Raw genomic sequence first — 23054 nt, forward strand, 5'->3', positions numbered from 1 at the left:
GACTGCTGCGCAGCCGAACGCTGCCTCGCTAGGGCTCGACAGCTGCTACAGGGCTCTTCATTCCCCAATACAGGATTTGAAACATGAACTACGCAAACCCAACCAAGCTGCAAGCCGCCTTCCTCGACTGGGCCGGCACCGTGGTCGACTTCGGTTCCTTCGCGCCCACTCAGATTTTTGTCGAAGCCTTCGCCGAGTTCGACGTCCAGGTGTCCATCGAAGAAGCCCGCGGCCCGATGGGCATGGGCAAGTGGGACCATATCCGCACCCTGTGCGATCAGCCGGAAGTGGCCGAACGTTATCGCCAGGTGTTCGGCCGTACGCCGACCGACGATGACGTCACCGCCATCTACAAACGCTTCATGCCCCTGCAAATCGAGAAAATCGCCGAGCACTCGGCGCTGATTCCGGGCGCACTGGACACCATCGCCAATCTGCGCCAGCAAGGGATCAAGATTGGCTCCTGCTCCGGCTATCCAAAACAGGTCATGGACAAAGTTGTCGAGCTGGCCGCCACCAACGGTTACGTCGCCGACCACGTGGTCGCCACCGACGAAGTGCCCAACGGCCGCCCATGGCCGGCCCAGGCGCTGGCTAACGTGATCGCCCTCGGGATCGATGATGTCGCGGCCTGCGTGAAGATCGACGACACCGTGCCGGGCATTCTCGAGGGGCGCCGTGCCGGCATGTGGACCGTGGCGCTGATCTGCTCGGGTAACGCGCTCGGCTTGGACTACGAAGGTTACCGCGCTCTCGGCAGCGACAAACTGGCCAGCGAACGCAAGCGCATCCAAGCTATGTTCGAAGGCTCGCGGCCGCACTATATGATCGACACCATCACCGATTTGCCGGAAGTGATCGCCGATATCAACCAGCGCCTGGCCAAGGGCGAGATGCCGCAAACCAACTGATTGCAGCTGTCGCCGCATTAAAAAGCGCCAGCTCCTTGACGGAACTGGCGCTTTTTTGTGGCCGGCCTCCTGATCTAGAGCATTGAACGCCCAAATAGCCACAGGCAAATCCACCAAAGCGGATTACAGTTAAAGCACGCCGTCGAACAAGAACGGTGGTCTGGACCTGACCTGTGAGGAACGCCGTATGCCCTGGAAGAATTCCGACTCACGCTACAGCACCGTATCGATCGCGCTGCATTGGTTGATGGTGGCCCTGCTGGCGCTGGTTTACGCCTGCATCGAATTTCGCGGAATCTTTCCAAAAGGCAGTGGCGGCCGGGCGCTGATCACCGAATCGCACTTTTTGCTGGGCTTGACGGTGTTTGTATTGGTCTGGCTGCGGCTGTTTGCTCGCAGCCTGGGCCCCGCGCCGCAAATCTTCCCGGCCTCGCCTCACTGGCAGACCGTGTTGGCCAAACTGATGCACTGGGCGCTGTACATTTTCATGATTGCCATGCCGATTCTGGGCTGGCTGGTCACCAGCGCAAAAGGTCACCAAGTGATGTTCTACGGCTTCGACCTGCCGCTGCTGGTCGCGGAGGACAAGGCGTTGGCCAGGCAGATTGAGGGTTGGCATGGACTCGGCGGCACCATTGGATACTGGCTGATCGGCCTGCACGCCGTGGCGGGGATTTATCACCACTATGTCGTGGGTGATAACACCTTGCTGCGGATGATGCCCAAGCGCGGTTGAATCCCGCCGCTCACTGGAAACCCCGGCGCCCCTGCAAACCACCGGTATGGATAAAGATCAGGTGCGTGCCCTTTTCGAATTTTCCGGCTTCTACTTGCTGCTTGAGCGCCAACAGGGCTTTGCCGGTGTACAGCGGTTCGAGGGGAATGCCGCTGGCCTGTTCGGTCTGATCAATGAATTCGAGCAACAGCGGATCGACTTTGGCAAAGCCGCCACGGCTGGCGTCGAACAATTCATAGGCGCGATGGTGTAAACCCGCCTCTTGCACAATTGATTCGACTTGCTGCGCCACACCATGATCGTCGGGCACCGCCAGCGCGCCATACACCGGGTGTTCACCTGCTTCGGCCAGCACCAGACCGGCCAGGGTCGTGCCCGTTCCGCAGGCCAGCCACCAGCCGTCATAGTCGCTCCAGCCCAGACCGTTAAGTTGCTCGCTGACCATTGTCCTCAACTGCCGGCAGCCCTTGGCGCCCTGCAAACCGCCGCCACCTTCCGGCACCGGATGCAGATCGGGATACTGCGCCTGCCATGGCAACCAGAAACCCGGCTCGTGCCGCGCTCGATAACCGCCATAACCCAGCCAATGCAACTGCATGCCGAACGCCTGCAAATCTTTCACCGTCGGCGTTTCTTGCGGATGACCGCGCAGCAGGCCAACGGTGCGAAAACCAAAACGCTTACCCGCCGCGGCCAGTGCATGCAGATGGTTGGAGTGGGCACCGCCCAGACTGATGATGCCTTTGGCAGCGATCTGGTCAGCAGCTTTCAGGTGTTCGATGAGTTTGAACCACTTGTTGCCGCTGATCAGGGGGTCGATCTGGTCAAGGCGCAGGATCGCGACTTCGATGCCGGCATTGGTCAGCCAGCCGAGATGTAGGGGCTCGAGGGGGGCCTGGGAAAGCCAATCGGTTGGAGGGGAAAGCATTGGCGCCTGATTGTGCTCGGATAGATCCAGCATTCTAGTCGCTCAAGGTCAGCCATCGCGAGCAAGCTCGCTCCCACACTCGATCCATGTCGCACCGAAGATCTACTGTGGGAGCGAGCTTGCTCCGGGCGGCGTTCCGACGAAAGCCATTGGCACGCTGAGCCTGCTTATTACAACTCAGCAGCCAACCGGGACCCTTGGTTGATTGCGCGCTTGGCATCCAGCTCTGCCGCCACATCCGCGCCGCCAATCAAATGCACGTTCTGCCCGGCCGCCACCAGCCCCTCGTGCAATTCACGCAGCGGATCCTGACCGGCGCAGATCACGATGTTGTCCACCGGCAGCACTTGCGGCTCGCCGGTTTCGCCGATGCGGATGTGCAAACCTTCGTCGTCGATCTTCAGGTACTCGACGCTGTTGAGCATCTGCACCTGCTTGTTTTTCAGACCGGTGCGGTGAATCCAGCCGGTGGTTTTACCCAGGCCATCGCCGACCTTGGATTTCTTGCGCTGCAGCAGGAACACTTCACGCGCCGGTGCATGGGGTTCAGCCTTGATGCCGGCGACACCGCCGCGCGCTTGCAGATGCGTATCGATGCCCCACTCCTTCCAGAACGCTTCGCGATTCTGGCTGGTGGCCACGCCCTGGTGAACCAGGAACTCCGAGACATCGAATCCGATACCACCGGCGCCGATCACCGCGACGCGCTTGCCCACCGGTTTGCGCTCAAGGATCACGTCCAGGTAGCTCAGCACCTTGGCGTTCTCGACACCCGGAATCGCTGGCGTTCTTGGCGCAATGCCGGTGGCGAGAATGATCTCGTCGTAACCGCCCTCAACCAGTTTCGCCACGTCGACGCGGGTGTTCAGGCACACTTCAACGTGGGTGGTCTGCAGTTTGCGATTGAAGTAGCGCAGGGTTTCGAAGAACTCTTCCTTGCCCGGCACACGCTTGGCGATGTTGAACTGGCCGCCGATTTCGCTGGCCGAATCAAACAGCGTCACCTGATGACCACGCTCAGCCGCCACGGTCGCCGCGGACAAACCCGCAGGGCCGGCACCGACCACCGCGATTTTCTTGATCTGCTGCACCGGCAGGTAATTGAGTTCGGTTTCGTGACAGGCGCGCGGGTTCACCAGGCAACTGGTCAACTTGCCGCCGAAGGTGTGGTCCAGGCAGGCCTGGTTGCAACCGATGCAGGTATTGATTTCATCAGCACGACCTTCAGCGGCCTTGTTGACGAAGTCCGGGTCGGCGAGGAACGGCCGCGCCATGGAGACCATGTCGGCATCGCCTTCGGCCAGAATCTGCTCGGCGACTTCCGGGGTATTGATACGGTTGGTGGTGATCAGCGGAATGCTCACCGACCCACGCAGCTTGGCCGTGACCTTGCTGAACGCGCCGCGCGGCACTTTGGTGGCGATGGTCGGGATCCGCGCTTCGTGCCAGCCGATGCCGGTGTTGATAATCGTCGCACCGGCCTGTTCGATGGCCTTGGCCAACTGGACGATTTCTTCCCAGCTGCTGCCGCCTTCCACCAGATCGAGCATCGACAGGCGGAAGATAATAATGAAATTCGGACCTACGGCTTCGCGCACCCGGCGGACGATTTCCACCGGCAGGCGCATGCGGTTTTCGTAGCTGCCACCCCAGCGGTCAGTACGGTGGTTGGTGTGGGCGGCGAGGAACTGGTTAATGAAATAACCTTCGGAGCCCATGATCTCGACGCCGTCGTACTCGGCCTGTTGCGCCAGGGTCGAACAGGTGACGAAATCGCTGATCTGTTTCTCGATGCCTTCCTCGTCCAGCTCTTTCGGCTTGAACGGGTTGATCGGTGCCTGAATGGCGCTCGGCGCGACCTGTTTCGGGCTGTAGGCATAACGCCCGGCGTGAAGGATCTGCATGCAGATCTTGCCGCCCGCCTCGTGCACCGCACGGGTGACAATCTGGTGCTTGAGCGCTTCTTCCTCGGTGGTCAGTTTCGCTGCGCCGGAGTACACCCCGCCCTCATCGTTCGGGCCAATGCCGCCGGTGACCATCAGGCCAACGCCGCCTAGGGCACGTTCGGCGAAGTACGCCGCCATGCGCTCGAAACCGCCGGGCTTTTCCTCAAGACCGGTGTGCATCGAACCCATCAGGGTACGATTGCGCAGCGTGGTAAAACCCAGGTCCAGCGGGGCCAACAGGTGCGGGTAATGAGCGGCGGCCATCGGTAACTCCACATCGAGCGATCACGGAAAAAGTGCAGGAGCTCTTCGGCCCCCGTCAGTCATATTGGACAGACTAAGAGTCGCGCCGCTGTCACTCAATGACCGAAACTGACAACTTATTGATCCAAATGTGCAGCGCCCCTTGGCAAGCACCGGCATGCGCCCTACCCTAGTCGCGAACCCTGCACACGGCTGTTGACTGTTTCCCCATGCGCAAACTTCTGTACCTGACCTTCTCCATGGCATTGATTGCCGCCCTTACGACCTACGCCATGTGGGCCGCGGACCGTCCGGTGGGTCATTACCTGTCGGACCTGCGGATTAATCTTGCGGTTGACCAAGGCACACCCGCTGATCGCGGCAATTTGCTGGGCATCCAGCCCGAGCTGTTTCCCACCGACTATCAAAGCTCCGAACGCTTGCACCGCAAGTTGGCGGCCTATTTGCAGAAGGCCCAGGACCAGGGCCTGCTGAATGAAAAAACCATCGTCGTCCTGCCCGAACATATCGGCACCTGGTTGATGGTCAGCGGGGAAAAAGATGAGCTGTACCAGGCCACCACGCTCAAGGAGGCCATGAACTGGCTGGCGGTCAGTAACCCCCTGAAGTTCGTCCGCGCACTGATCAGCGCCCAGGGCGAAAAACGTCTGGACGACGCGCACCTACGCATGAAGGCCAAAGGTATGGCCAAGGACTACCAGGCGCTGTTTGGTGGTCTGGCGAAAGAATTCCACGTGACGTTGGTGGCGGGCTCCATCGTGCTGCCCGAGCCCAGCGTCATCGACGGCACCCTGAAAATAGGCCGCGGCGCGTTGTACAACAGCACCGTGGTGTTCGGCCGCGATGGTCTGCCAATTGGCCAGCCCCAGCGCCAGATGCATCCAATTTTCGATGAACATGATGTCATCGCCGCCAATGGCGAGCATACGCTCAACGTCGTCGACACCCCGGCCGGACGCCTGGGTGTGCTGATCGGCAGCGACAGCTGGTACCCGGACAATTACCGCAAGCTCGACGACCAAGGGGCGCAGTTCGTTGCGGTCCCGGCGTTTGTGATCGGGCGCGGCACCTGGGACAAACCGTGGCGCGGATACAAGGGGCTGTCGACGCCTGGTTCCGTCAGCCTCAAGGCCGGGGAGCTCAGCGAAGGGCAGGCCTGGCATCGTCTGACACTCACCGCTCAACCGCCCAGCAGCCAGGCAATTGCCGGAATGAGCGTGTTCCTGCGCGGTCAGTTCTGGGATCAGGGCAGCGCCGGTCAAAGCTTTCTCAGCAGCAACGGGCAGCAGTTCGCCGACGGCAATGCCCGTGGCGCGCGTTTGCTGAACCTCTGGTTGTAACCGATGAAACCGTTGCCGATGCGCCTCGGCGATCTGTCGGTCGGCTTTGTTCATAGCCTGGCCGACGCCGTGCGCAGCCACGGTGCAGACCCTCAGCCACTACTCGAACAATACGGCCTCGACGCGGCTCGCCTGAGCGAAGCGAGCGCCCGGCTCTCGATCCCCCGCTACATGCGCCTGGGCCACAGCGCCATTCAACTGACCGACAACCCGGCACTTGGCTTGCGCATGGGTCAGCTCAGTCGCCTGAGCCAGGTCGGCCTGGCCGGGGTCACGGCCGCTCAGGCGCCAACGGTGCGAGAAGCCGCGCGGTGCCTGATTCGCTTCGAAGCCTTGTATGGCTCCAACTATCGCGGTCAATCGAGCTTTCACGAAGACGCCCAAGGTGCCTGGCTGCGGTTTTATTCCATCAGCCCTTACAACGCCTACAACCGCTTCGTGGTGGATTCGATCATCGCGGGCTGGTTGCAGCAATTGTCCAGCATAAGCCCTGCCCCGTTGCGGGCCGAACGTATAGAGATCGAGTTTGATGAGCCGGATTACCGAACGGCTTATGAAGTGCTGGGCGACTGCCCGATCCAGTTTGGCGGCGAGCACAATCAACTGCGCTTGAGCCTTGCCAGCCTCGCCCCGCGCAACCCGGAACACTGCCCGAGCACCTGGCGACACTTGCTGCAACTGTGTGAGCGAGAACTGGAGCAACTGACACGCACCCGCAGCCTGCGTGAACGCATCACTCAGCTACTGGGGCCATTGCTCAATGGTGGCCGGGAACCCGACCTGGAAGAAGTGGCGGCACGCCTGAAGCTGCCAACCTGGACCTTGCGCCGCAAACTCGCCGAGGAAGGCACGCAATTTCGCGCGATCCTCAATGACACGCGTCGCGACCTGGCCATGACCTACATCCGCGATACCGAACTGGCGTTCGGAGAAATCGCCTACCTGCTGGGCTTTGCCTCAGCCGAAGCCTTTCAACGGGCCTTCAAACGCTGGAACGGCCAGACTCCCGGCGAGTTTCGCCGCAGTCATCGCCAATCCGCTTGACGCTTACAGCTCGGTAGCGTCTTCGGCCGGTTCCAGCGGGTCCAGTTCAAACGCCTGATACTCGAGCAGTTCTTCTTGATAATCGTCCATTTTGAATCCCCCACAGCTCGTTGAAAAAAACGCCTGAATAAATGACCAGCGCCCCAAGCATAAAGTGCCCACGTGAAAGAAAAATGACGCAGGCACGACGCTCAGCGGCTACTTAATAAAACGTAGCAGGCCGTCAGGAATTTATCACAGGATTTTTTCGATACAGGCCGTAGGACAACGGCCGGGGTTGACGCGGATCAATTTAAAAGCCACTGCGGGATCGGTGTCGTCTGACCCGATCCCGCAGCGTCAGAGCACGATTACTGGCCAGAGACAGGAATGGCCGAAATAGGCTCGGTGGGTGGAGGCAGGCTTGATTGGGGCGGCGGAGTGACGGTTTCCGTGGTCGATGCCGGTTCGGAATTCCCGGCTGGCGCAATCGGAGCGGCTTCAGGCGGCGGCGCAACAGGCTCAGAGGCTGCTGGAGCAGCTTCGGCAGGTGCCGGCGCAGGTTCTGCCGCAGTCGGCGCCAACGGAGCCGGTGCAGCCTTGGCTTCAGGCACGCCGAGATCGGGTTTCGGCTTATCCTTGATGTGCGCGGCCTTTTTCGCTTCCGGCGGCAGGAACAACTCGACCAGGGTGAAGAAACGCTCGTAGAACTTGGGCGACGATACGGTTTCGCTGGCGACCTTGACCATCGAGTCGTCGGACGAGCCGATCGGCATCGACACAGAACCCAGCACGCCTACACCAACGCTGGCGGAGTTGTTGGTCTTCTTCAACGCATATCGATCCTGCAGGGCGTTGGCGAACATGGTCGCGTGGAGCCCCTCACTGCCGTCATCGGCACAGACCACACTGAAGCTGATCTCCATGTGGGTTTCGCCGGTCTGCTGGAAGCTTTTGTGTCCGCTGACCAGTTTCGGGTCAGAGCTGGTGATGATGTAGCCCTGGCTGAGCAATGCCCGACGGGCGGCTTCGCACGTCTGCGCATCAGTCACCGGGTAGCTGCGCGAAAACGTCCCGGAGTCATCGAAGTTCTCATGCTCGTAGATAGGGGCTTTCTTCGACGAGCAGCCGGCCGCGGCGGCCAGCACCAACGCCAGCCCTGCAACACGCATGGGAATTGATATAAACATTGAACATCCTGAGGAAAACGGTCCGGGGCGTATTGTGCAACAGATCGATGCTTAGCGGAGTATCGATTAGTGTCTTAAAACAGTTACAAGTCTACTGACTGTCATTTACAGGAAAAAGTCGCACGGTAAACACTTAGGCGACGGGTAACCCGCGCTGCCTTTGTTTCGCCCATAAAAAACCCCGGCCTTCCGGCCGGGGTCTTTGTGTACTGCAAAACTCAGTCAGGCATCAGTAGCGTTTGATCTCAGCCTGGCTTTCCAGCAGTTTGCGGTAGGCCGCAAAGTCTTGCTGGCCAATGCGCGAAGCGAGGAAGCGACGGTATTGAGCCTTCTCTTCTTCGGTCGGCGCAGCGGCTTCGTTCACACCGTTCAGACGCACGATCACCAGGCTGCCATCGGCCAGGGTCACGCTGCTGAAGGTCGGCTTGTCCTTGGCGACAGGCTTGGGCATGCGGAACAGCGCCTGCAGCACGGTTGGGTCAACCCCTTCCTGGCCACGAGTGGCTGCCTGGGTCACTTTCCAGCTCTGACCGTCGATCGCCTGGTCCAGCGGGGTCTTGCCATCGCGCAGGCTGACAATCAGCTCTTCAGCCTTGGTCTTGGCGGCAGCACTGGCGTGCTCCTTGGCCAATTGCACGCGAATACTGGCAGCTACGCTTTCCAGCGGCAGTTGCGCAGGCTTCAGGTGTTCCTTGGCGCGCAGCACGATCACGGTTTCCGGATCGAGCTCGATGGCGGTGCTGTTGGCACCCTCATCCAGCACTTCAGGGCTGAACGCTGCAGTGACCACGGCACGGTTGGCCGCAACACCTTCGCCACCTTCACGGCCGAACGGCTTCGACGTATGAACAGTGAGCTTCAGGTCCTGCGCCGGCTGAGCCAGATCGGAAGCTTCGAACGACGAGTCTTCCAGTTGTTTGGTCGCCTCGACGAAACGCTGCTCGACCTGCTGGGTTTTCAGCTCACGGGTCAGCTTGTCTTTCAGGCTGGCGAGCGTCGGCACTTCAGGCGCTTCAACGCCCAACAGCTTGATCAGGTGGAAACCGAAGTCGGTGCGAACCGGCGCCGAGACCTGATCCTTGGCCAACGCATACAGCGCTGTTTCGAAGGCTGGATCGTAGACGCCAGGACCGGCAAAGCCGAGGTCACCGCCGTTGTTCGCCGAACCAGGATCCTGGGAGAATTCCTTGGCCAGAGCCTCGAACTTCTCGCCTTTTGCCAGACGTGCCTGGATCTCTTCGATCTTGGCCTTGGCTTGAGCTTCGGTCACCTTGTCGTTCACTTCGATCAGAATGTGCGCGGCCCGGCGTTGTTCGGACAGGTTCGCGGTTTCTTTCTGATACGCCGCTTGCAGGTCTTCGTCCTTGACGCTGACCTGATCAAAGAAGGAAGCCTTCTTCAACTCCAGGTAATCAATGACCACCTGATCCGGTGTCATGAATTCCTTGGCGTGTTCGTCGTAGTAAGCTTTGACTTCATCGTCGGTCAGCTTCACAGCCGCCGGGTCAACCTTGACGTTCAGGGAAGCGAAATCGCGGGTCTGTTTTTCCAGACGGGCGAATGCCAGAACCTGTGCGTCGGTGACGAAACCGCTACCTGCCAGACCAGCGCGCAGCTGACCGATCAGCATTTCCTGAGCCAGCATCTGGCGGAATTGCATGCGGCTGTAGCCGAGTTGGCGAACAACCTGGTCGAAACGCTCCGGGCTGAACTTGCCATCAACCTGGAATTCAGGCGTTTGCAGGATCACCTGGTCCAAAGCAGCTTCGGAAAAAGCGAACTTCGAGTTTTCTGCGCCTTGCAGCAGCAGCTTGCGGTCGATCAGGCCTTTGAGGGCCGATTCGCGCAACATTTTTTCGTCGAGCAAGGAAGCATCGAAATCCTTGCCCAGCTGTTGCATGAGCTGACGGCGTTGCATATCGACCGCCTGGCTCAGCTCGTTCTGGCTGATTTCTTCGCCATTGACCTTGGCCGCATCATTGCTGTGCGTCGTGGCCTTGAAGATGGCGTCGAAACCGGTCAAGGCCATCAGTGCAACGATGACCCCGATAATGGTCTTGGCAATCCAGCCTTGTGAATTGTCCCTGATATTCTGCAGCATGCGTCCCCCAGAAACGGTTGAACTTCAAAATTAGGCAACCGTGGAGCGTGGGTAGAATCCGGATAGAAGAAAGGCGCATCCGAGGATGCGCCTTCTCGTAACTGGCGGAGCGGACCGATGACTCGAACTTGCGAGCCTCGGCGTCTCGGATCGGCGACTCGCCGACTGGACTACCGCTCCGCTGCCAGGTCAGGCATGACCCCGACCCGGATAGGCAAAAACCTGAATCGAACTTAGTTGACAGCTTCTTTCAGTGCTTTACCGGCTTTGAAACCTGGTTTTTTAGCAGCTGCGATTTCCAATGTCTTACCGGTCTGTGGGTTACGACCAATGCGAGCTGGACGATCAGTTACGGAGAAAGTACCGAAACCAACCAGAACAACAGAGTCGCCAGCCTTGAGAGCGCCAGTGACGGATTCGATTACAGCGTCCAGCGCACGGCCAGCAGCAGCTTTCGGGATATCAGCGGATGCAGCGATAGCATCAATCAGTTCCGACTTGTTCACTCTAAGTCCCCTTATATCTATTTGAGTATGATTCTAAGTTTTTTGGTGAAAGCAAAAACGAGTGCTGAATGGCCTACAGACACTTAAGAGCCGCTTTATAACAAGGGCTCTAAAAAGCTGTCAACAAGCCACCCAGGCAAATGCGTACTAATGCGTGCTAATTCTTTCCTTAGAGTCAGACTCGCGTTTTTCATCCTTTGCAACTATCTCTGGAGCTACATCTGGCAAGGGCTCCGGCGCGTATTGCAGCGCAATTTGCAGGACCTCGTCAATCCATTTAACCGGTTTAATCTGCAGATCTTGCTTGATATTGTCAGGAATTTCCTTCAGATCGCGTACGTTCTCTTCAGGAATGATCACCGTCTTGATTCCGCCACGGTGAGCAGCGAGCAGTTTTTCTTTCAAACCACCAATCGCCAGCACCTGACCACGCAGCGTAATTTCGCCAGTCATGGCAACGTCCGCGCGCACAGGGATCCCGGTCAATGCCGATACCAGAGCCGTGCACATGCCCACACCGGCGCTAGGGCCGTCCTTCGGGGTCGCCCCTTCCGGCATGTGGATATGCGTGTCGCGCTTCTCGTGGAAGTCCAGGGGAATCCCCAGGCTCTTCGCGCGACTGCGAACAACGGTCAGGGCCGCAGTGATCGATTCGACCATGACGTCACCCAAGGAACCGGTCTTGATCAACTGGCCTTTACCCGGTACGACGGCGGCTTCGATGGTCAGCAATTCGCCGCCCACCTGAGTCCACGCCAGCCCGGTGACCTGACCGATCTGATCCTGCGATTCGGCCAGACCGTAGCGGAATTTGCGCACGCCCAGGAAGTGTTCCAGCATCTCGGCAGTGACCTTCACCGAGAAGCGTTTTTCCATTGCATGCTCTTTGACCGCCTTGCGGCAAACCTTGGCAATCTGGCGTTCCAGCCCACGTACACCGGCTTCGCGGGTGTAGTAGCGGATGATGTCGCGGATCGCCTCGGCGTCGAATTCCAGCTCGCCTTTTTTCAAGCCGTTAGCCGTAATCTGCTTTGGCGAAAGGTATTTGACGGCAATGTTGATCTTTTCGTCTTCGGTGTAACCCGGCAGACGAATCACTTCCATCCGGTCCAGCAAGGCGGGTGGAATGTTCATGGAGTTCGAGGTGCAAAGGAACATCACATCGGACAAGTCGTAGTCGACTTCCAGATAGTGATCGTTGAAGTTGTGGTTCTGCTCAGGGTCGAGCACTTCCAGCAACGCCGACGCCGGATCGCCACGCATGTCGCTGCCCATTTTGTCGATTTCATCGAGCAGGAACAGCGGGTTGCGGACGCCCACTTTTGTCATCTTTTGAATCAATCTTCCTGGCATCGAACCGATATAAGTACGGCGATGACCACGAATTTCCGCTTCATCACGCACGCCACCGAGGGCCATGCGCACGAATTTCCGGTTGGTAGCGTGAGCAATCGACTCCGCCAGAGAGGTTTTACCCACCCCAGGAGGACCGACCAGGCACAACACAGGGCCACGAATTTTCTTCACGCGTTTTTGCACGGCGAGGTATTCGAGGATCCGTTCTTTGACTTCTTCCAGACCATAGTGGTCTGCATCGAGAATGTCTTCAGCGCGCGCAAGATCCAGACGCACTTTGCTCTGCGCCTTCCACGGCACCTGAACCAGCCAGTCAATATACGAGCGCACCACGGTCGCTTCCGCAGACATTGGCGACATTTGTTTTAACTTGTTCAGTTCACCCTGGGCTTTGGCCAAGGCATCCTTCGGCAGACCAGCGGCATCGATGCGCTTTTTCAGCTCTTCGATTTCGTTGTGGCCTTCGTCGCTGTCGCCGAGCTCTTTTTGAATGGCCTTCATCTGCTCATTCAGGTAGTACTCGCGCTGGCTGCGCTCCATTTGTTTTTTGACGCGACCACGAATGCGTTTTTCGACTTGCAGCAGGTCGATCTCGGCATCCAGCAACGCCAGAACGTGCTCGACCCGGGCCGACAAATCGATGATTTCGAGGATTTCCTGCTTCTGCTCGATCTTCAGGGCCATGTGTGCGGCCATGGTGTCGACCAGGCGACCTGGTTCGTCGATGCTGTTGAGCGACGACAGGACTTCAGCCGGTACTTTCTTGCCCAGCTGCACATATTGTTCGAACTGAGCCAGCAGGCTGCGTACGAATACTTCCGACTCGCGCTCTGGCGCGTCGACTTCGTCGATCAATGAGACTTCGGCACGGCAGTGGCCGTCCACTTCGCTGAAACGCTCAACGGCGCCCCGCTGCTCACCTTCGACCAAAACCTTGACCGTGCCGTCAGGCAGCTTGAGCAGCTGTAGAACGGTAGCAATGGTACCTACGCGATAAAGTGCATCTTCACCGGGATCGTCGTCAGCAGGGTTTCTCTGAGCCAGCAGAAGGATCTGCTTGTCGCCCGTCATCGCTGCCTCGAGGGCTTCGATGGATTTCTCGCGCCCCACGAACAGCGGGATAACCATGTGCGGATAAACCACAACATCACGCAATGGCAGGAGAGGCAATTCGATGGTTGTCTTCATGATTTCGCCTCTACGGCGGCCATAAGGCCGTAAACAGATGGAAGTGAGCTTGAAACCAAGATGGGGGCTACCTTCAAAAAAAACAAGCTTAAAGAAGGTGTTAAAACGCGCAAAAAGCAAAGGGGCCCGAAGGCCCCTTCTTTATTCCAGCAGCGTGACGCTTAGGCGTCTGGCGCTGCCTTGGCAGCCGGCTCACTGTTTTCGTAGATATACAGTGGCTTGGACTTGCCTTCTATAACGCTTTCGTCGATCACTACTTTACTCACCTCGGACTGCGAGGGGATTTCATACATAGTGTCGAGCAATACGCCTTCGAGAATCGAGCGCAGTCCACGGGCACCGGTTTTGCGTTCCAGGGCACGTTTGGCGACCGATTTCAGAGCGTCGGCCCGGAATTCCAGGTCCACACCTTCCATCTCGAACAGCTTGGCATACTGTTTGGTCAGAGCATTTTTCGGCTCGGTGAGAATCTGCATCAACGCAGCCTCATCAAGCTCGTCCAGCGTGGCAAGTACCGGCAGACGACCGACGAATTCAGGGATCAGACCGAACTTGACCAGATCGTCAGGCTCGACTTCACGCAGGGACTCACCGACTTTCTTGCCTTCTTCCTTGCTGCGCACTTCCGCGTTGAAACCGATGCCGCCCTTGGTGGAACGGTTTTGAATAACCTTTTCCAGACCGGAGAACGCACCACCGCAGATGAACAGGATGTTACGGGTGTCGACCTGAAGGAATTCCTGCTGCGGATGCTTGCGACCACCTTGAGGCGGAACGGAAGCGACCGTGCCTTCGATCAACTTGAGCAGGGCCTGCTGCACGCCTTCACCGGAAACGTCCCGGGTGATCGACGGGTTGTCAGACTTGCGCGAGATCTTGTCGATCTCATCGATGTAGACAATGCCCATTTGGGCCTTTTCTACGTCGTAATCGCACTTCTGCAGCAGCTTCTGAATGATGTTTTCGACATCTTCACCCACGTAACCTGCCTCGGTGAGGGTGGTTGCGTCGGCGATGGTGAACGGAACGTTCAGCAAGCGGGCCAGTGTTTCGGCAAGCAGGGTTTTACCCGAGCCTGTCGGGCCGATCAGCAAGATGTTGCTCTTGCCAAGTTCGACATCGTCATTCTTTTTATCACGCTGGTTCAGGCGCTTGTAGTGGTTGTACACCGCTACGGCCAGAACCTTTTTCGCACGCTCCTGACCAATCACGTACTGATCAAGGATGCCGCTGATTTCTTTAGGCGAAGGCAATTTATGCGCGCTGCTTTCGGCCTGGGCTTCCTGCACCTCCTCACGGATGATGTCATTGCACAGGTCGACGCACTCGTCGCAGATAAAGACCGAGGGGCCGGCAATCAATTTGCGCACTTCATGCTGGCTTTTGCCACAGAAGGAGCAATAGAGCAGCTTGCCGTTGTCCTCGCCGTTGCGGGTGTCAGTCATTCGTTCGATCCAAATCCGATAGGCTTGCAACACAAGATGAAGGCTATTGCGGGCTTTTTCAAGCCCGCTAGTGATCGGACGCGCCGACCAACCCTATTTTGAGCTGCTTAATTTAAGCGGGGCGCTGGCTGATCACTTCATCGATCAACCCGTATTCACGCGCTGCTTCTGCACTCATGAAATTATCGCGGTTGGTATCGCGCTCGATTTCTTCAAGAGTGTGCCCGCTATGCTTGGCCATCAGCGTGTTGAGACGCTCACGAATGAAGAGGATTTCCTTGGCATGGATTTCGATATCCGAAGCCTGGCCCTGGAAACCGCCCAGTGGCTGGTGAATCATCACACGCGAGTTCGGCAGGCAGTAACGCTTGCCAGCGGCACCGGCCGTCAATAGAAACGCACCCATGCTGCACGCTTGACCGATACAGGTGGTCGACACGTTTGGCTTGATGAACTGCATGGTGTCGTAGATCGACATGCCCGCCGTCACCGAACCGCCCGGGGAGTTGATATAGAGATGGATGTCCTTGTCCGGGTTTTCCGCTTCAAGGAACAGCAGTTGCGCACAGATCAGGTTGGCCATGTAGTCCTCTACCGGACCAACCAGAAAGATCACTCGCTCCTTGAGAAGGCGCGAGTAGATGTCATAGGCGCGCTCGCCACGAGCAGACTGCTCGACAACCATCGGGACCAGGCCGCCTGCGGCCTGGATATCAGAGTTCTGCTGAATATACGAATTTCGGAACATGCTCTGCAGTCACTCCCAAATAGTTATGTCTTGAATACGCATAAGCCAGCACGAAGGCTGGCTTATGGTGTGTACTTCTTACCGCAAAAACGATCAGTCGGCTTGTGGAGCTTCTACCGGCTTGACTGCTTCTTCGTAAGAGACCGATTTGTCGGTCACGCTAGCTTTCTGCAGAACAGTATCCACAACTTGTTCTTCCAGCACAACCGAACGGACTTCGTTCAGTTGCTGGTCGTTCTTGTAGTACCAAGACACAACCTGCTCAGGCTCTTGGTAAGCCGAAGCCATTTCCTGAATCATTTCACGAACGCGGGCTTCGTCAGGCTTGAGGTCGAATTGCTTGACCACTTCAGCCACGATCAGACCCAGCACAACGCGGCGCTTGGCTTGCTCTTCGAACAGCTCGGCCGGCAGTTGCTCAGGCTTGATGTTGCCACCGAACTGCTGAACAGCCTGCACGCGCAGACGGTCAACTTCGTTGGACAGCAGAGCCTTAGGCACTTCGATCGGGTTGGTGGCCAGCAGACCGTCCATTACCTGATTCTTGACCTTGGATTTGATCGCCTGACGCAGTTCACGCTCCATGTTCTTGCGAACTTCGGTGCGGAAGCCTTCCAGACCAGTTTCCTTGATGCCGAATTGAGCGAAGAATTCTTCGGTCAGTTCTGGCAGTTTTGGCTCGGAAACAGTGTTCACGGTCACGGTGAACTCAGCAGTTTTGCCTGCCAGGTCGAGGTTCTGATAGTCCTCTGGGAAGGTCAGGTTCAGAACGCGCTCTTCGCCGGCTTTAGCGCCAACCAGACCGTCTTCAAAACCAGGGATCATGCGGCCGGAACCCAGAACCAGCTGAGTACCTTTGGCGGAACCGCCAGCGAACACTTCACCGTCGACCTTGCCAACGAAATCGATGTTCAGCTGGTCTTCGTTTTGAGCAGCGCGATCGGCCACTTCGAAACGAGTGTTCTGCTTGCGCAGCACTTCCAGCATTTTGTCCAGATCGGCATCAGCCACGTCAGCGCTCAGGCGCTCAACCGCGATACCTTCGAAACCGGCAACGGTGAACTCAGGGAACACTTCGAAAACCGCGACGTATTCCAGGTCTTTGCCAGCTTCCAGCGATTTCGGCTCGATCGAAGGAGCGCCAGCCGGGTTCAGCTTTTGTTCAACAACAGCTTCGTAGAAAGAAGACTGGATCACGTCGCCAACCGCTTCCTGACGTGCATCAGCACCAAAACGGCGCTTGATTTCACTCATTGGCACTTTGCCTGGACGGAAGCCAGCAATCTTGGCCTTTTGGGCAGTCTGCTGCAGACGCTTGTTGACCTGAGTCTCGATGCGCTCAGCCGGCACGGTGATGCTCATGCGGCGCTCAAGAGCAGAAGTATTTTCAACAGAAACTTGCATGGATATTCCTCGTTGCACAGACGTTAGCCGGCCGTTTCCGACCCCAGAATCAAGGGCATGCATTCTAGTGGGTCAAACTCAAGAAGTCACCCTACTGAAAACGGGTAAAAAAGCAGCAGGCAATTTATAGGCGAGGGACAAACGGTTGTGCCTCGCCCTGTTAGCAAATACAGCCAGTCACGCCAGGGCTCTGCACCAATCCTTCTATATATAGAAGAAGTTGCCAATCATCTCCCTGACAGCCGGTCTTGCGAGCAAGGCCGGCGGGCGGCGCGGCATCATCGAGAAACATAAATACGACGAAACACCCCACCCCTGCGACCCAGGACATGCAGCCGATTGATACTCGAACCGCTAAAACAAAAAAGGCGCCAGACTGTTAAATCTGGCGCCTCTCGAAATATGGGGTGGACGAAGGGGATCGAACCCTCGACAACGGGAGTCACAATCCCGTGCTCTACCAACTGAGCTACGCCCACCATATTGCCTGACAAAGAAGCCAAAAACTCCTTTGCTGCGCCCCAACCAAACCAACCGGCCTGGGTGAAGCTTTATTTGGTGCGGATGAAGAGACTCGAACTCTTACACCTTGCGGCGCTGGAACCTAAATCCAGTGTGTCTACCAATTCCACCACATCCGCGGTTTGAAGCTGTTAAAGCAAAGGCGCCAGACTGTTAATCTGGCGCCTTTCGAAATATGGGGTGGACGAAGGGGATCGAACCCTCGACAACGGGAGTCACAATCCCGTGCTCTACCAACTGAGCTACGCCCACCATATTGCGCTACTTGTGCCAAAGCTGCCTAATGGCGCACCCGGCAGGACTCGAACCTGCGACCATCCGCTTAGAAGGCGGATGCTCTATCCAGCTGAGCTACGGGCGCCTTATTAATCTGCACTCTTGGAGGACTACAAACTAAGTGCTTTCCAGCCTCGCAGAATCGCAATTCCGCTCGACCTTCTCATCCAGTGCTAGGCTGTGCCCGACAAGTGCGACGAATAGTATAGAGCGCCCCGAAGGCCGTCAAATCCTTTTTATAAAAAATTCATTTAATTAAAGGGCTTAGAGGAATTTGCAGACCAAGCGCCTTTGCCCTCACCTCATGACATGCGAGAATGCGTTCTCTTTTTTTCCCCTCTCGATGGTTAATCACGCGCAATGACTGCACAACTAATCGACGGCAAATCGATCGCCGCCAGCCTGCGCCAGCAGATCGCCAAACGCGTCAACGAGCGTCGCCAGCAAGGTCTGCGCACGCCCGGCCTCGCGGTGATCCTGGTCGGCAGCGATCCTGCCTCTCAGGTTTATGTCTCGCACAAGCGTAAAGACTGTGAAGAGGTCGGCTTCATTTCCCAAGCCTACGACCTGCCTTCCGAAACCACTCAAGAAGCGCTGACCGATCTGATCGATCGCCTGAACGACGACTCGGCGATTGATGGCGTTCTGCTTCAGCTGCCGTTACCTGAACACCTGGACGCCTCCAAATTGCTGGAGCGCATTCGTCCAGACAAGGACGTCGACGGTTTCCACCCTTATAACGTCGGCCGTCTGGCCCAGCGTATTCCGCTGCTGCGTCCGTGCACGCCTAAAGGCATCATGACGCTGCTGGAAAGTACCGGTGTCGATCTCTACGGGATGGACGCAGTGGTTGTCGGGGCCTCCAACATTGTTGGCCGCCCGATGGCAATGGAATTGCTGCTGGCCGGCTGCACCGTGACCGTCACCCACCGCTTCACCAAGGATCTGGCAGGCCACGTCGGTCGCGCCGATCTGGTGGTGGTCGCCGCCGGCAAGCCGGGGCTGGTAAAAGGTGAGTGGATCAAGGAAGGCGCGATCGTGATCGACGTCGGCATCAACCGCCAGGAAGACGGCAAACTGGTCGGTGACGTGATCTACGACACCGCCCTGCCCCGCGCCGGCTGGATCACCCCAGTCCCGGGTGGCGTTGGCCCGATGACCCGCGCTTGCCTGCTGGAAAACACGCTGTACGCAGCCGAAACACTGCACAGCTGAGTTCGCATTTTCATGGCTGCGACGAACCAAGGAACCCCGCCATTGGCGGGGTTCTTTTTGTCTGAATTAAAAACGTTACCGCTCGCCGGAAACCTACTGCTTGTAGGGGTTTTCAAGGACTTTGATCTGTTCATTGATCAACCATCGACAGTTCTTCAGCCATACTCCTAAAATGCGTCGTTTTTAAAGAAACAACCCGTTACAGAACGGCTTATCCACACCTAACGAGTCTGCCAGCGTGAAAATCCGTCTTTCCATCCTGAGCCTATTTTTTGCATTTACAGGGACTTTCACCACGCCAATGGTCAACGCTGCCGACACCACTTCGGCGCCGCGCGATACGTCATCACTGAAGATCGCTTCCGGCAGCGCATTGCTGATGGATCTGCAGACCAACAAAGTCATCTATGCCAGCAATCCCGACGTGGTTGTGCCGATCGCTTCCGTCAGCAAACTGATGACCGGGCTGGTTGTGGTTGAAGCCAGGCAGAACATGGACGAATACATCAACATCAACATCAGCGACACCCCGGAAATGAAAGGCGTGTTCTCCCGGGTCAAACTCAACAGCGAAATGCCGCGCAAGGAAATGCTGCTGATCGCCCTGATGTCCTCGGAAAACCGCGCTGCCGCGAGCCTGGCCCATCACTATCCGGGTGGCTACGTCGCGTTCATTGCCGCAATGAATGCCAAAGCGAAAGCATTGGGCATGACCAACACGCACTTCGTCGAACCCACCGGCCTCTCCCCTCGCAACGTGTCCACGGCCCGCGACCTGAGCAAACTGCTGATCGCTGCGCACAAGTACCCGCTATTGACTGAGCTGAGTACGACCAAGGAAAAAACCGTCTCGTTCCGTAAACCCAACTACAGCCTGGGTTTCCGTAATACCGACCATTTGGTCAACAAGCCGAACTGGGACATCAAGCTGACGAAAACCGGCTTCACCAACGAGGCTGGTCACTGCCTGGTGCTGGTCACCAGCATGGGCAATCGCCCGGTTGCGCTGGTCATCCTCGACGCCTTTGGCAAGTACACGCACTTTGCCGATGCCACTCGCATTCGCAGTTGGGTGGAAACCGGCAGGGGCACGAACGTGCCGACTGCAGCCTTGCAGTACAAATCCGACAAGAACCTCAAGCATCGTCAGAGCGGCGTGGTTGAAGCGTCGAAATAACTAAACGACAGGTAAAAGAAAGCCCCGACTATTCGGGGCTTTTTTTCGTCCGGCGTTAATCATTGGGCAACGGCATCTGGTCGTCATCCGGAATGCCGTCCCCGGCACTCGGGTCTTTCCAGCCTTGTGGATGCTCCGTGGGCACAACTACTGGCCTGGCCAAAGGATCCCTTAACGGGCTGTTCGGATCCATCACGGGGTCAACACCCTCTTCCGGCGTGGTTGGAACGCTGTCCGGACGTTTGTCGTCGAAACTCGAATCGGTAGACATATGCACCTCACTCAGGCTCAGGGTTTCAGATCGGCGAGTGGATCGTAAGGCTTCGCAGGCGCCTTGGGATTGTCGCCCGGCTTCACATCCCTGGGCGCCCTGGCGGGTCCGATGGGGTCGACCTGAGGATCGGCGAGGTCCGGCGAATCGGGATCGAAGCCCAACTCATTACCCGAAGAATGCTCAGATGAATGCGGGCCGACAGGGGTAGTGGAAGTTGCCATGGGCGCCTCCTTTGAGTCTGACCCGGAGAAATCCGGGCCCTACTTCTTTAGAGGTCGGCAACGTGCAGGGGTGCCCGACAGATGACGAACGGACTTATTGCGCGTTCAGCGCTTTCTTCGCCCTGGCGGCCGCCTGTTCCTGACCTGCCTGGGCAAGATCGCTCGCGGCCTTGAGCCATCGCTGCTGATCGACATTGGCCGGCAGTTGATCCGGCTTCTGGATCAGCACGGCCCAGCCACCGGCATCCTTGAGCGCCGATTCAAACGAACCGAAGCCCATCAACTCCCGACGATTCATACCCGAGCGCAGCAGCACTGTCTGCTTCTGACGGTTGTACCCGGCAAGAATGGCGTAACGCGGTTCAGCCCAGAACGCCGAGCCTTCCGTGAAACGCACCATTACCGGGTAACCGGCCGCCACCTGGGTCAACAGAGCAGGCAGATTGCTGTCGAGGGGATAGACGACCATGCCGTACTCGCGAGCGAGGTTCTGCATGTTCTGCTGCAACTGGGCTTCGGCACCCGGCAAATGCAACGGTTTTTCGAGCAAACCTGGCGTAATCACAATGCCTTGCTGGGACAACATGCTGGCCAGCACTTGCGGCCCACTCTGATTCGCCACGCCACGGTAGAACGTGCCACTGAGCTCGACACGCTCCGGCAGGCGCTTGATTTCAGGTGCCACACTCCCTGCGCAGCCAGCCAGACCGGCAACGCAGCCAACGACCAGCACTAAAGATCGAATTCGAGAAAATACCCGCACCATCATCACTCTCTTGATTTAGACGCCAGGCATTCGCGCTCCCGGCTTGGCCGTCGATCATAGGACGCCGCGCGGCAGCGGTATAGCCTTAACCGGCAGATGATGGCATTCGATAGAGCGAACTGATTGGTCACAGCGGACCTTTGGTCAATAGCCTGAAACACAGCAGCGACTAGACTGTCATGTGCAAAGAGTGTGTGCCCGCAGCAGGGCGAAGAGGAGGCACTGATGAGCCTGACAATGACCATTGTGATGTTGATTTCTGGTTGGCTGGCCGTTGCCACCGCCATGTTATGGGGAGTCCTGCGCATTACCCGCCGGCACCATCATCCGGCTCAATCGACGCCGGTGGCGAAACCCGATAAGACCGCTGAGCAGCACGCTACCGCGCATTGACCGACACACTTGTGTATCCAGACAAAAACGGCCGCCTGGGCTCTTTCGAGCACCGGCGGCCGTTTCGTTTAACGCAGGTTATGCTTCAGCGGCGATACGCTTCTGCTTTGCCCGTCGCGACATCATGTTCAACCCCTCGATCGTCGCCGAGAACGCCATGGCCGCATACACGTAACCTTTCGGTACATGGGCGCCGAAACCTTCGGCGATCAGCGTCATGCCGATCATGATCAGGAAGCCCAGCGCCAGCATCACCACCGTCGGGTTGTCGTTGATGAACTTGGCCAGGGGATCAGCCGCCAGCAACATAACCAGTACCGACACCACCACCGCGATGATCATGATCGGCAAATGCTCGGTCATGCCGACAGCGGTAATGATGCTGTCGATGGAGAACACCATGTCCAGCAGCAGGATCTGACCAATCGCGGCGGCAAAGCCCAAGGTCACGGTCGAGGTGGCCGACGTTGGATCATCTGGCGCTGGGTCCATGCTGTGATGGATCTCGGTGGTCGCCTTCCACAACAGGAACAGGCCGCCGGCAATCAGAATCATGTCCTTCCAGGAGAACGTCTGGCCGAAGATATCGATCACAGGCTCAGTCAACTGGACGATGAACGCGATGGTGCTCAACAGCGCCAGTCGCAGGATCAGTGCCATGCCGATACCAATGCGCCGCGCCTTCTGTCGGTGCTGCTCGGGCAGTTTATTGGTCAGGATCGAAATGAAGATCAGGTTATCGATGCCGAGCACGATTTCCATGACGATCAACGTAGCCAGGGCGACCCAGGCGGTGGGGCTTGCAGCAAGTTCTAAAAGGTATTCCATGGGTCAGTCCTGACTCTTTTAAGACGGTTTAGATTTCCTGGGACGACGATTCGGTTTTCGCTTTATCTTCGGCCGGTTGTTCTTTCTTGCTGATAAGCCCGCCAGTGGCGTCACTGATTGCCTGCTCTGCGGCTTTGTGGGTGTCGTCGATCGCTTGTTTGGCGGTTTCGGCAGCCTTGCCCATCAGTTGTTGAGCGCTTTTTTCGGCCTGGTCACAACCGGCCAGGACCAGTAAAGACGTGATCAACAGTGCCGTGGTTTTAAGCTTCATGATGCTTTCCTCGATAGAACAGACA

General features: G+C 57.6%; 20 protein-coding genes, 4 tRNA genes and 1 pseudogene. 7 read left to right on the plus strand and 18 right to left on the minus strand.

The features are described from left to right. Positions 1 to 83 precede the first annotated feature (83 nt). Positions 84 to 911, plus strand: a complete 828-nt coding sequence (gene phnX / locus VD17_RS12890; protein WP_046054145.1) for a phosphonoacetaldehyde hydrolase — start codon at positions 84 to 86, stop codon at positions 909 to 911. A gap of 187 nt (positions 912 to 1098) precedes the next feature. Next, positions 1099 to 1647, plus strand: a complete 549-nt coding sequence (locus tag VD17_RS12895; RefSeq protein WP_046054146.1) for a cytochrome b — start codon at positions 1099 to 1101, stop codon at positions 1645 to 1647. A 10-nt stretch (positions 1648 to 1657) separates the two neighbouring features. Here the strand turns inward: VD17_RS12895 and VD17_RS12900 are convergent, their stop codons facing one another. Next, positions 1658 to 2575 (minus strand): 1-aminocyclopropane-1-carboxylate deaminase/D-cysteine desulfhydrase, encoded by a 918-nt coding sequence (locus tag VD17_RS12900; RefSeq protein ID WP_046054180.1) that lies wholly within the window; start codon positions 2573 to 2575, stop codon positions 1658 to 1660. A 170-nt stretch (positions 2576 to 2745) separates the two neighbouring features. Further along, positions 2746 to 4785, minus strand: a complete 2040-nt coding sequence (locus tag VD17_RS12905) for an oxidoreductase (RefSeq protein ID WP_046054147.1) — start codon at positions 4783 to 4785, stop codon at positions 2746 to 2748. Between the two features lie 209 nt (positions 4786 to 4994). Between VD17_RS12905 and VD17_RS12910 the strand changes: the two genes are divergently transcribed. Both VD17_RS12910 and VD17_RS12915 read left to right on the plus strand, forming a co-directional pair. After that, on the plus strand, positions 4995 to 6125 hold the full coding sequence (locus tag VD17_RS12910) for a carbon-nitrogen hydrolase family protein (RefSeq protein WP_046054148.1): 1131 nt from the start codon (positions 4995 to 4997) through the stop codon (positions 6123 to 6125). A gap of 3 nt (positions 6126 to 6128) precedes the next feature. After that, positions 6129 to 7169 (plus strand): AraC family transcriptional regulator, encoded by a 1041-nt coding sequence (locus VD17_RS12915; RefSeq protein ID WP_046054149.1) that lies wholly within the window; start codon positions 6129 to 6131, stop codon positions 7167 to 7169. 350 nt (positions 7170 to 7519) lie between these two features. Here VD17_RS12915 and VD17_RS12920 read toward each other — a convergent pair whose 3' ends face one another. The 11 genes from VD17_RS12920 to VD17_RS12970 all read right to left on the minus strand — a co-directional run bounded on the left by VD17_RS12920 (position 7520) and on the right by VD17_RS12970 (position 17969). Further along, on the minus strand, positions 7520 to 8338 hold the full coding sequence (locus VD17_RS12920; protein ID WP_046054150.1) for a DUF2242 domain-containing protein: 819 nt from the start codon (positions 8336 to 8338) through the stop codon (positions 7520 to 7522). 229 nt (positions 8339 to 8567) lie between these two features. Further along, the gene (locus VD17_RS12925) at positions 8568 to 10439 is read right to left on the minus strand and encodes a SurA N-terminal domain-containing protein (protein ID WP_046054151.1); all 1872 of its coding nucleotides are present in this window, start codon (positions 10437 to 10439) and stop codon (positions 8568 to 8570) included. 233 nt (positions 10440 to 10672) lie between these two features. Further along, positions 10673 to 10945: an HU family DNA-binding protein gene (locus VD17_RS12930; RefSeq protein ID WP_002552737.1), complete on the minus strand. Its 273-nt coding sequence runs from the start codon at positions 10943 to 10945 to the stop codon at positions 10673 to 10675. Between the two features lie 147 nt (positions 10946 to 11092). Beyond that, positions 11093 to 13489, minus strand: coding sequence for an endopeptidase La (gene lon, locus VD17_RS12935; protein ID WP_027926069.1), 2397 nt, complete (start codon positions 13487 to 13489; stop codon positions 11093 to 11095). Between the two features lie 161 nt (positions 13490 to 13650). Further along, positions 13651 to 14934 carry an ATP-dependent Clp protease ATP-binding subunit ClpX gene (gene clpX, locus VD17_RS12940; RefSeq protein WP_007946893.1) on the minus strand — a complete coding sequence of 428 codons (1284 nt, stop codon included), beginning with the start codon at positions 14932 to 14934 and terminating at the stop codon, positions 13651 to 13653. 112 nt (positions 14935 to 15046) lie between these two features. Then, positions 15047 to 15682 carry an ATP-dependent Clp endopeptidase proteolytic subunit ClpP gene (clpP, locus tag VD17_RS12945; RefSeq protein ID WP_033057292.1) on the minus strand — a complete coding sequence of 212 codons (636 nt, stop codon included), beginning with the start codon at positions 15680 to 15682 and terminating at the stop codon, positions 15047 to 15049. A 93-nt stretch (positions 15683 to 15775) separates the two neighbouring features. Continuing rightward, positions 15776 to 17086 carry a trigger factor gene (gene tig / locus VD17_RS12950; RefSeq protein ID WP_033057294.1) on the minus strand — a complete coding sequence of 437 codons (1311 nt, stop codon included), beginning with the start codon at positions 17084 to 17086 and terminating at the stop codon, positions 15776 to 15778. A gap of 403 nt (positions 17087 to 17489) precedes the next feature. Further along, positions 17490 to 17565, minus strand: a tRNA-His gene (locus VD17_RS12955). Between the two features lie 77 nt (positions 17566 to 17642). Next, positions 17643 to 17727 (minus strand) — tRNA-Leu (locus VD17_RS12960). Positions 17728 to 17784: 57 nt separating this feature from the next. Next, positions 17785 to 17860: transfer RNA gene (locus tag VD17_RS12965), tRNA-His, on the minus strand. A 32-nt stretch (positions 17861 to 17892) separates the two neighbouring features. Then, positions 17893 to 17969 (minus strand) — tRNA-Arg (locus tag VD17_RS12970). Positions 17970 to 18244: 275 nt separating this feature from the next. On the opposite strand from VD17_RS12970, the gene folD reads away from it, so the two are divergent. Both folD and pbpG read left to right on the plus strand, forming a co-directional pair. Continuing rightward, on the plus strand, positions 18245 to 19099 hold the full coding sequence (gene folD, locus VD17_RS12975; protein ID WP_046054152.1) for a bifunctional methylenetetrahydrofolate dehydrogenase/methenyltetrahydrofolate cyclohydrolase FolD: 855 nt from the start codon (positions 18245 to 18247) through the stop codon (positions 19097 to 19099). Between the two features lie 238 nt (positions 19100 to 19337). Further along, positions 19338 to 20276, plus strand: coding sequence for a D-alanyl-D-alanine endopeptidase (gene pbpG / locus VD17_RS12980; RefSeq protein WP_033057298.1), 939 nt, complete (start codon positions 19338 to 19340; stop codon positions 20274 to 20276). Between the two features lie 55 nt (positions 20277 to 20331). Here pbpG and VD17_RS12985 read toward each other — a convergent pair whose 3' ends face one another. The 3 genes and pseudogenes from VD17_RS12985 to VD17_RS12995 form a co-directional block, all read right to left on the minus strand. Continuing rightward, positions 20332 to 20547, minus strand: coding sequence for a hypothetical protein (locus VD17_RS12985; RefSeq protein WP_046054153.1), 216 nt, complete (start codon positions 20545 to 20547; stop codon positions 20332 to 20334). A 17-nt stretch (positions 20548 to 20564) separates the two neighbouring features. Next, entirely contained in the window at positions 20565 to 20771 is a 207-nt protein-coding gene (locus VD17_RS12990) for a DUF6021 family protein (RefSeq protein WP_046054154.1), read from the minus strand. A gap of 94 nt (positions 20772 to 20865) precedes the next feature. After that, positions 20866 to 21595: pseudogene (locus VD17_RS12995) on the minus strand (peptidase C39 family protein). A gap of 167 nt (positions 21596 to 21762) precedes the next feature. On the opposite strand from VD17_RS12995, the gene VD17_RS32190 reads away from it, so the two are divergent. Further along, complete coding sequence (locus tag VD17_RS32190; RefSeq protein WP_177338836.1) at positions 21763 to 21930, plus strand: hypothetical protein; 168 nt, start codon at positions 21763 to 21765, stop codon at positions 21928 to 21930. Positions 21931 to 22008: 78 nt separating this feature from the next. On the opposite strand, the gene VD17_RS13000 is transcribed toward VD17_RS32190, so the two are convergent. Next, positions 22009 to 22758, minus strand: coding sequence for a TerC family protein (locus VD17_RS13000; protein ID WP_046054156.1), 750 nt, complete (start codon positions 22756 to 22758; stop codon positions 22009 to 22011). A gap of 28 nt (positions 22759 to 22786) precedes the next feature. After that, positions 22787 to 23029, minus strand: a complete 243-nt coding sequence (locus tag VD17_RS13005; protein WP_046054157.1) for a hypothetical protein — start codon at positions 23027 to 23029, stop codon at positions 22787 to 22789. Between the last annotated feature and the right edge of the window lie 25 nt (positions 23030 to 23054).

Origin of the sequence: Pseudomonas fluorescens, from assembly GCF_000968015.1 — a bacterium.
GTDB classification, from domain to species: domain Bacteria; phylum Pseudomonadota; class Gammaproteobacteria; order Pseudomonadales; family Pseudomonadaceae; genus Aquipseudomonas; species Aquipseudomonas fluorescens_W.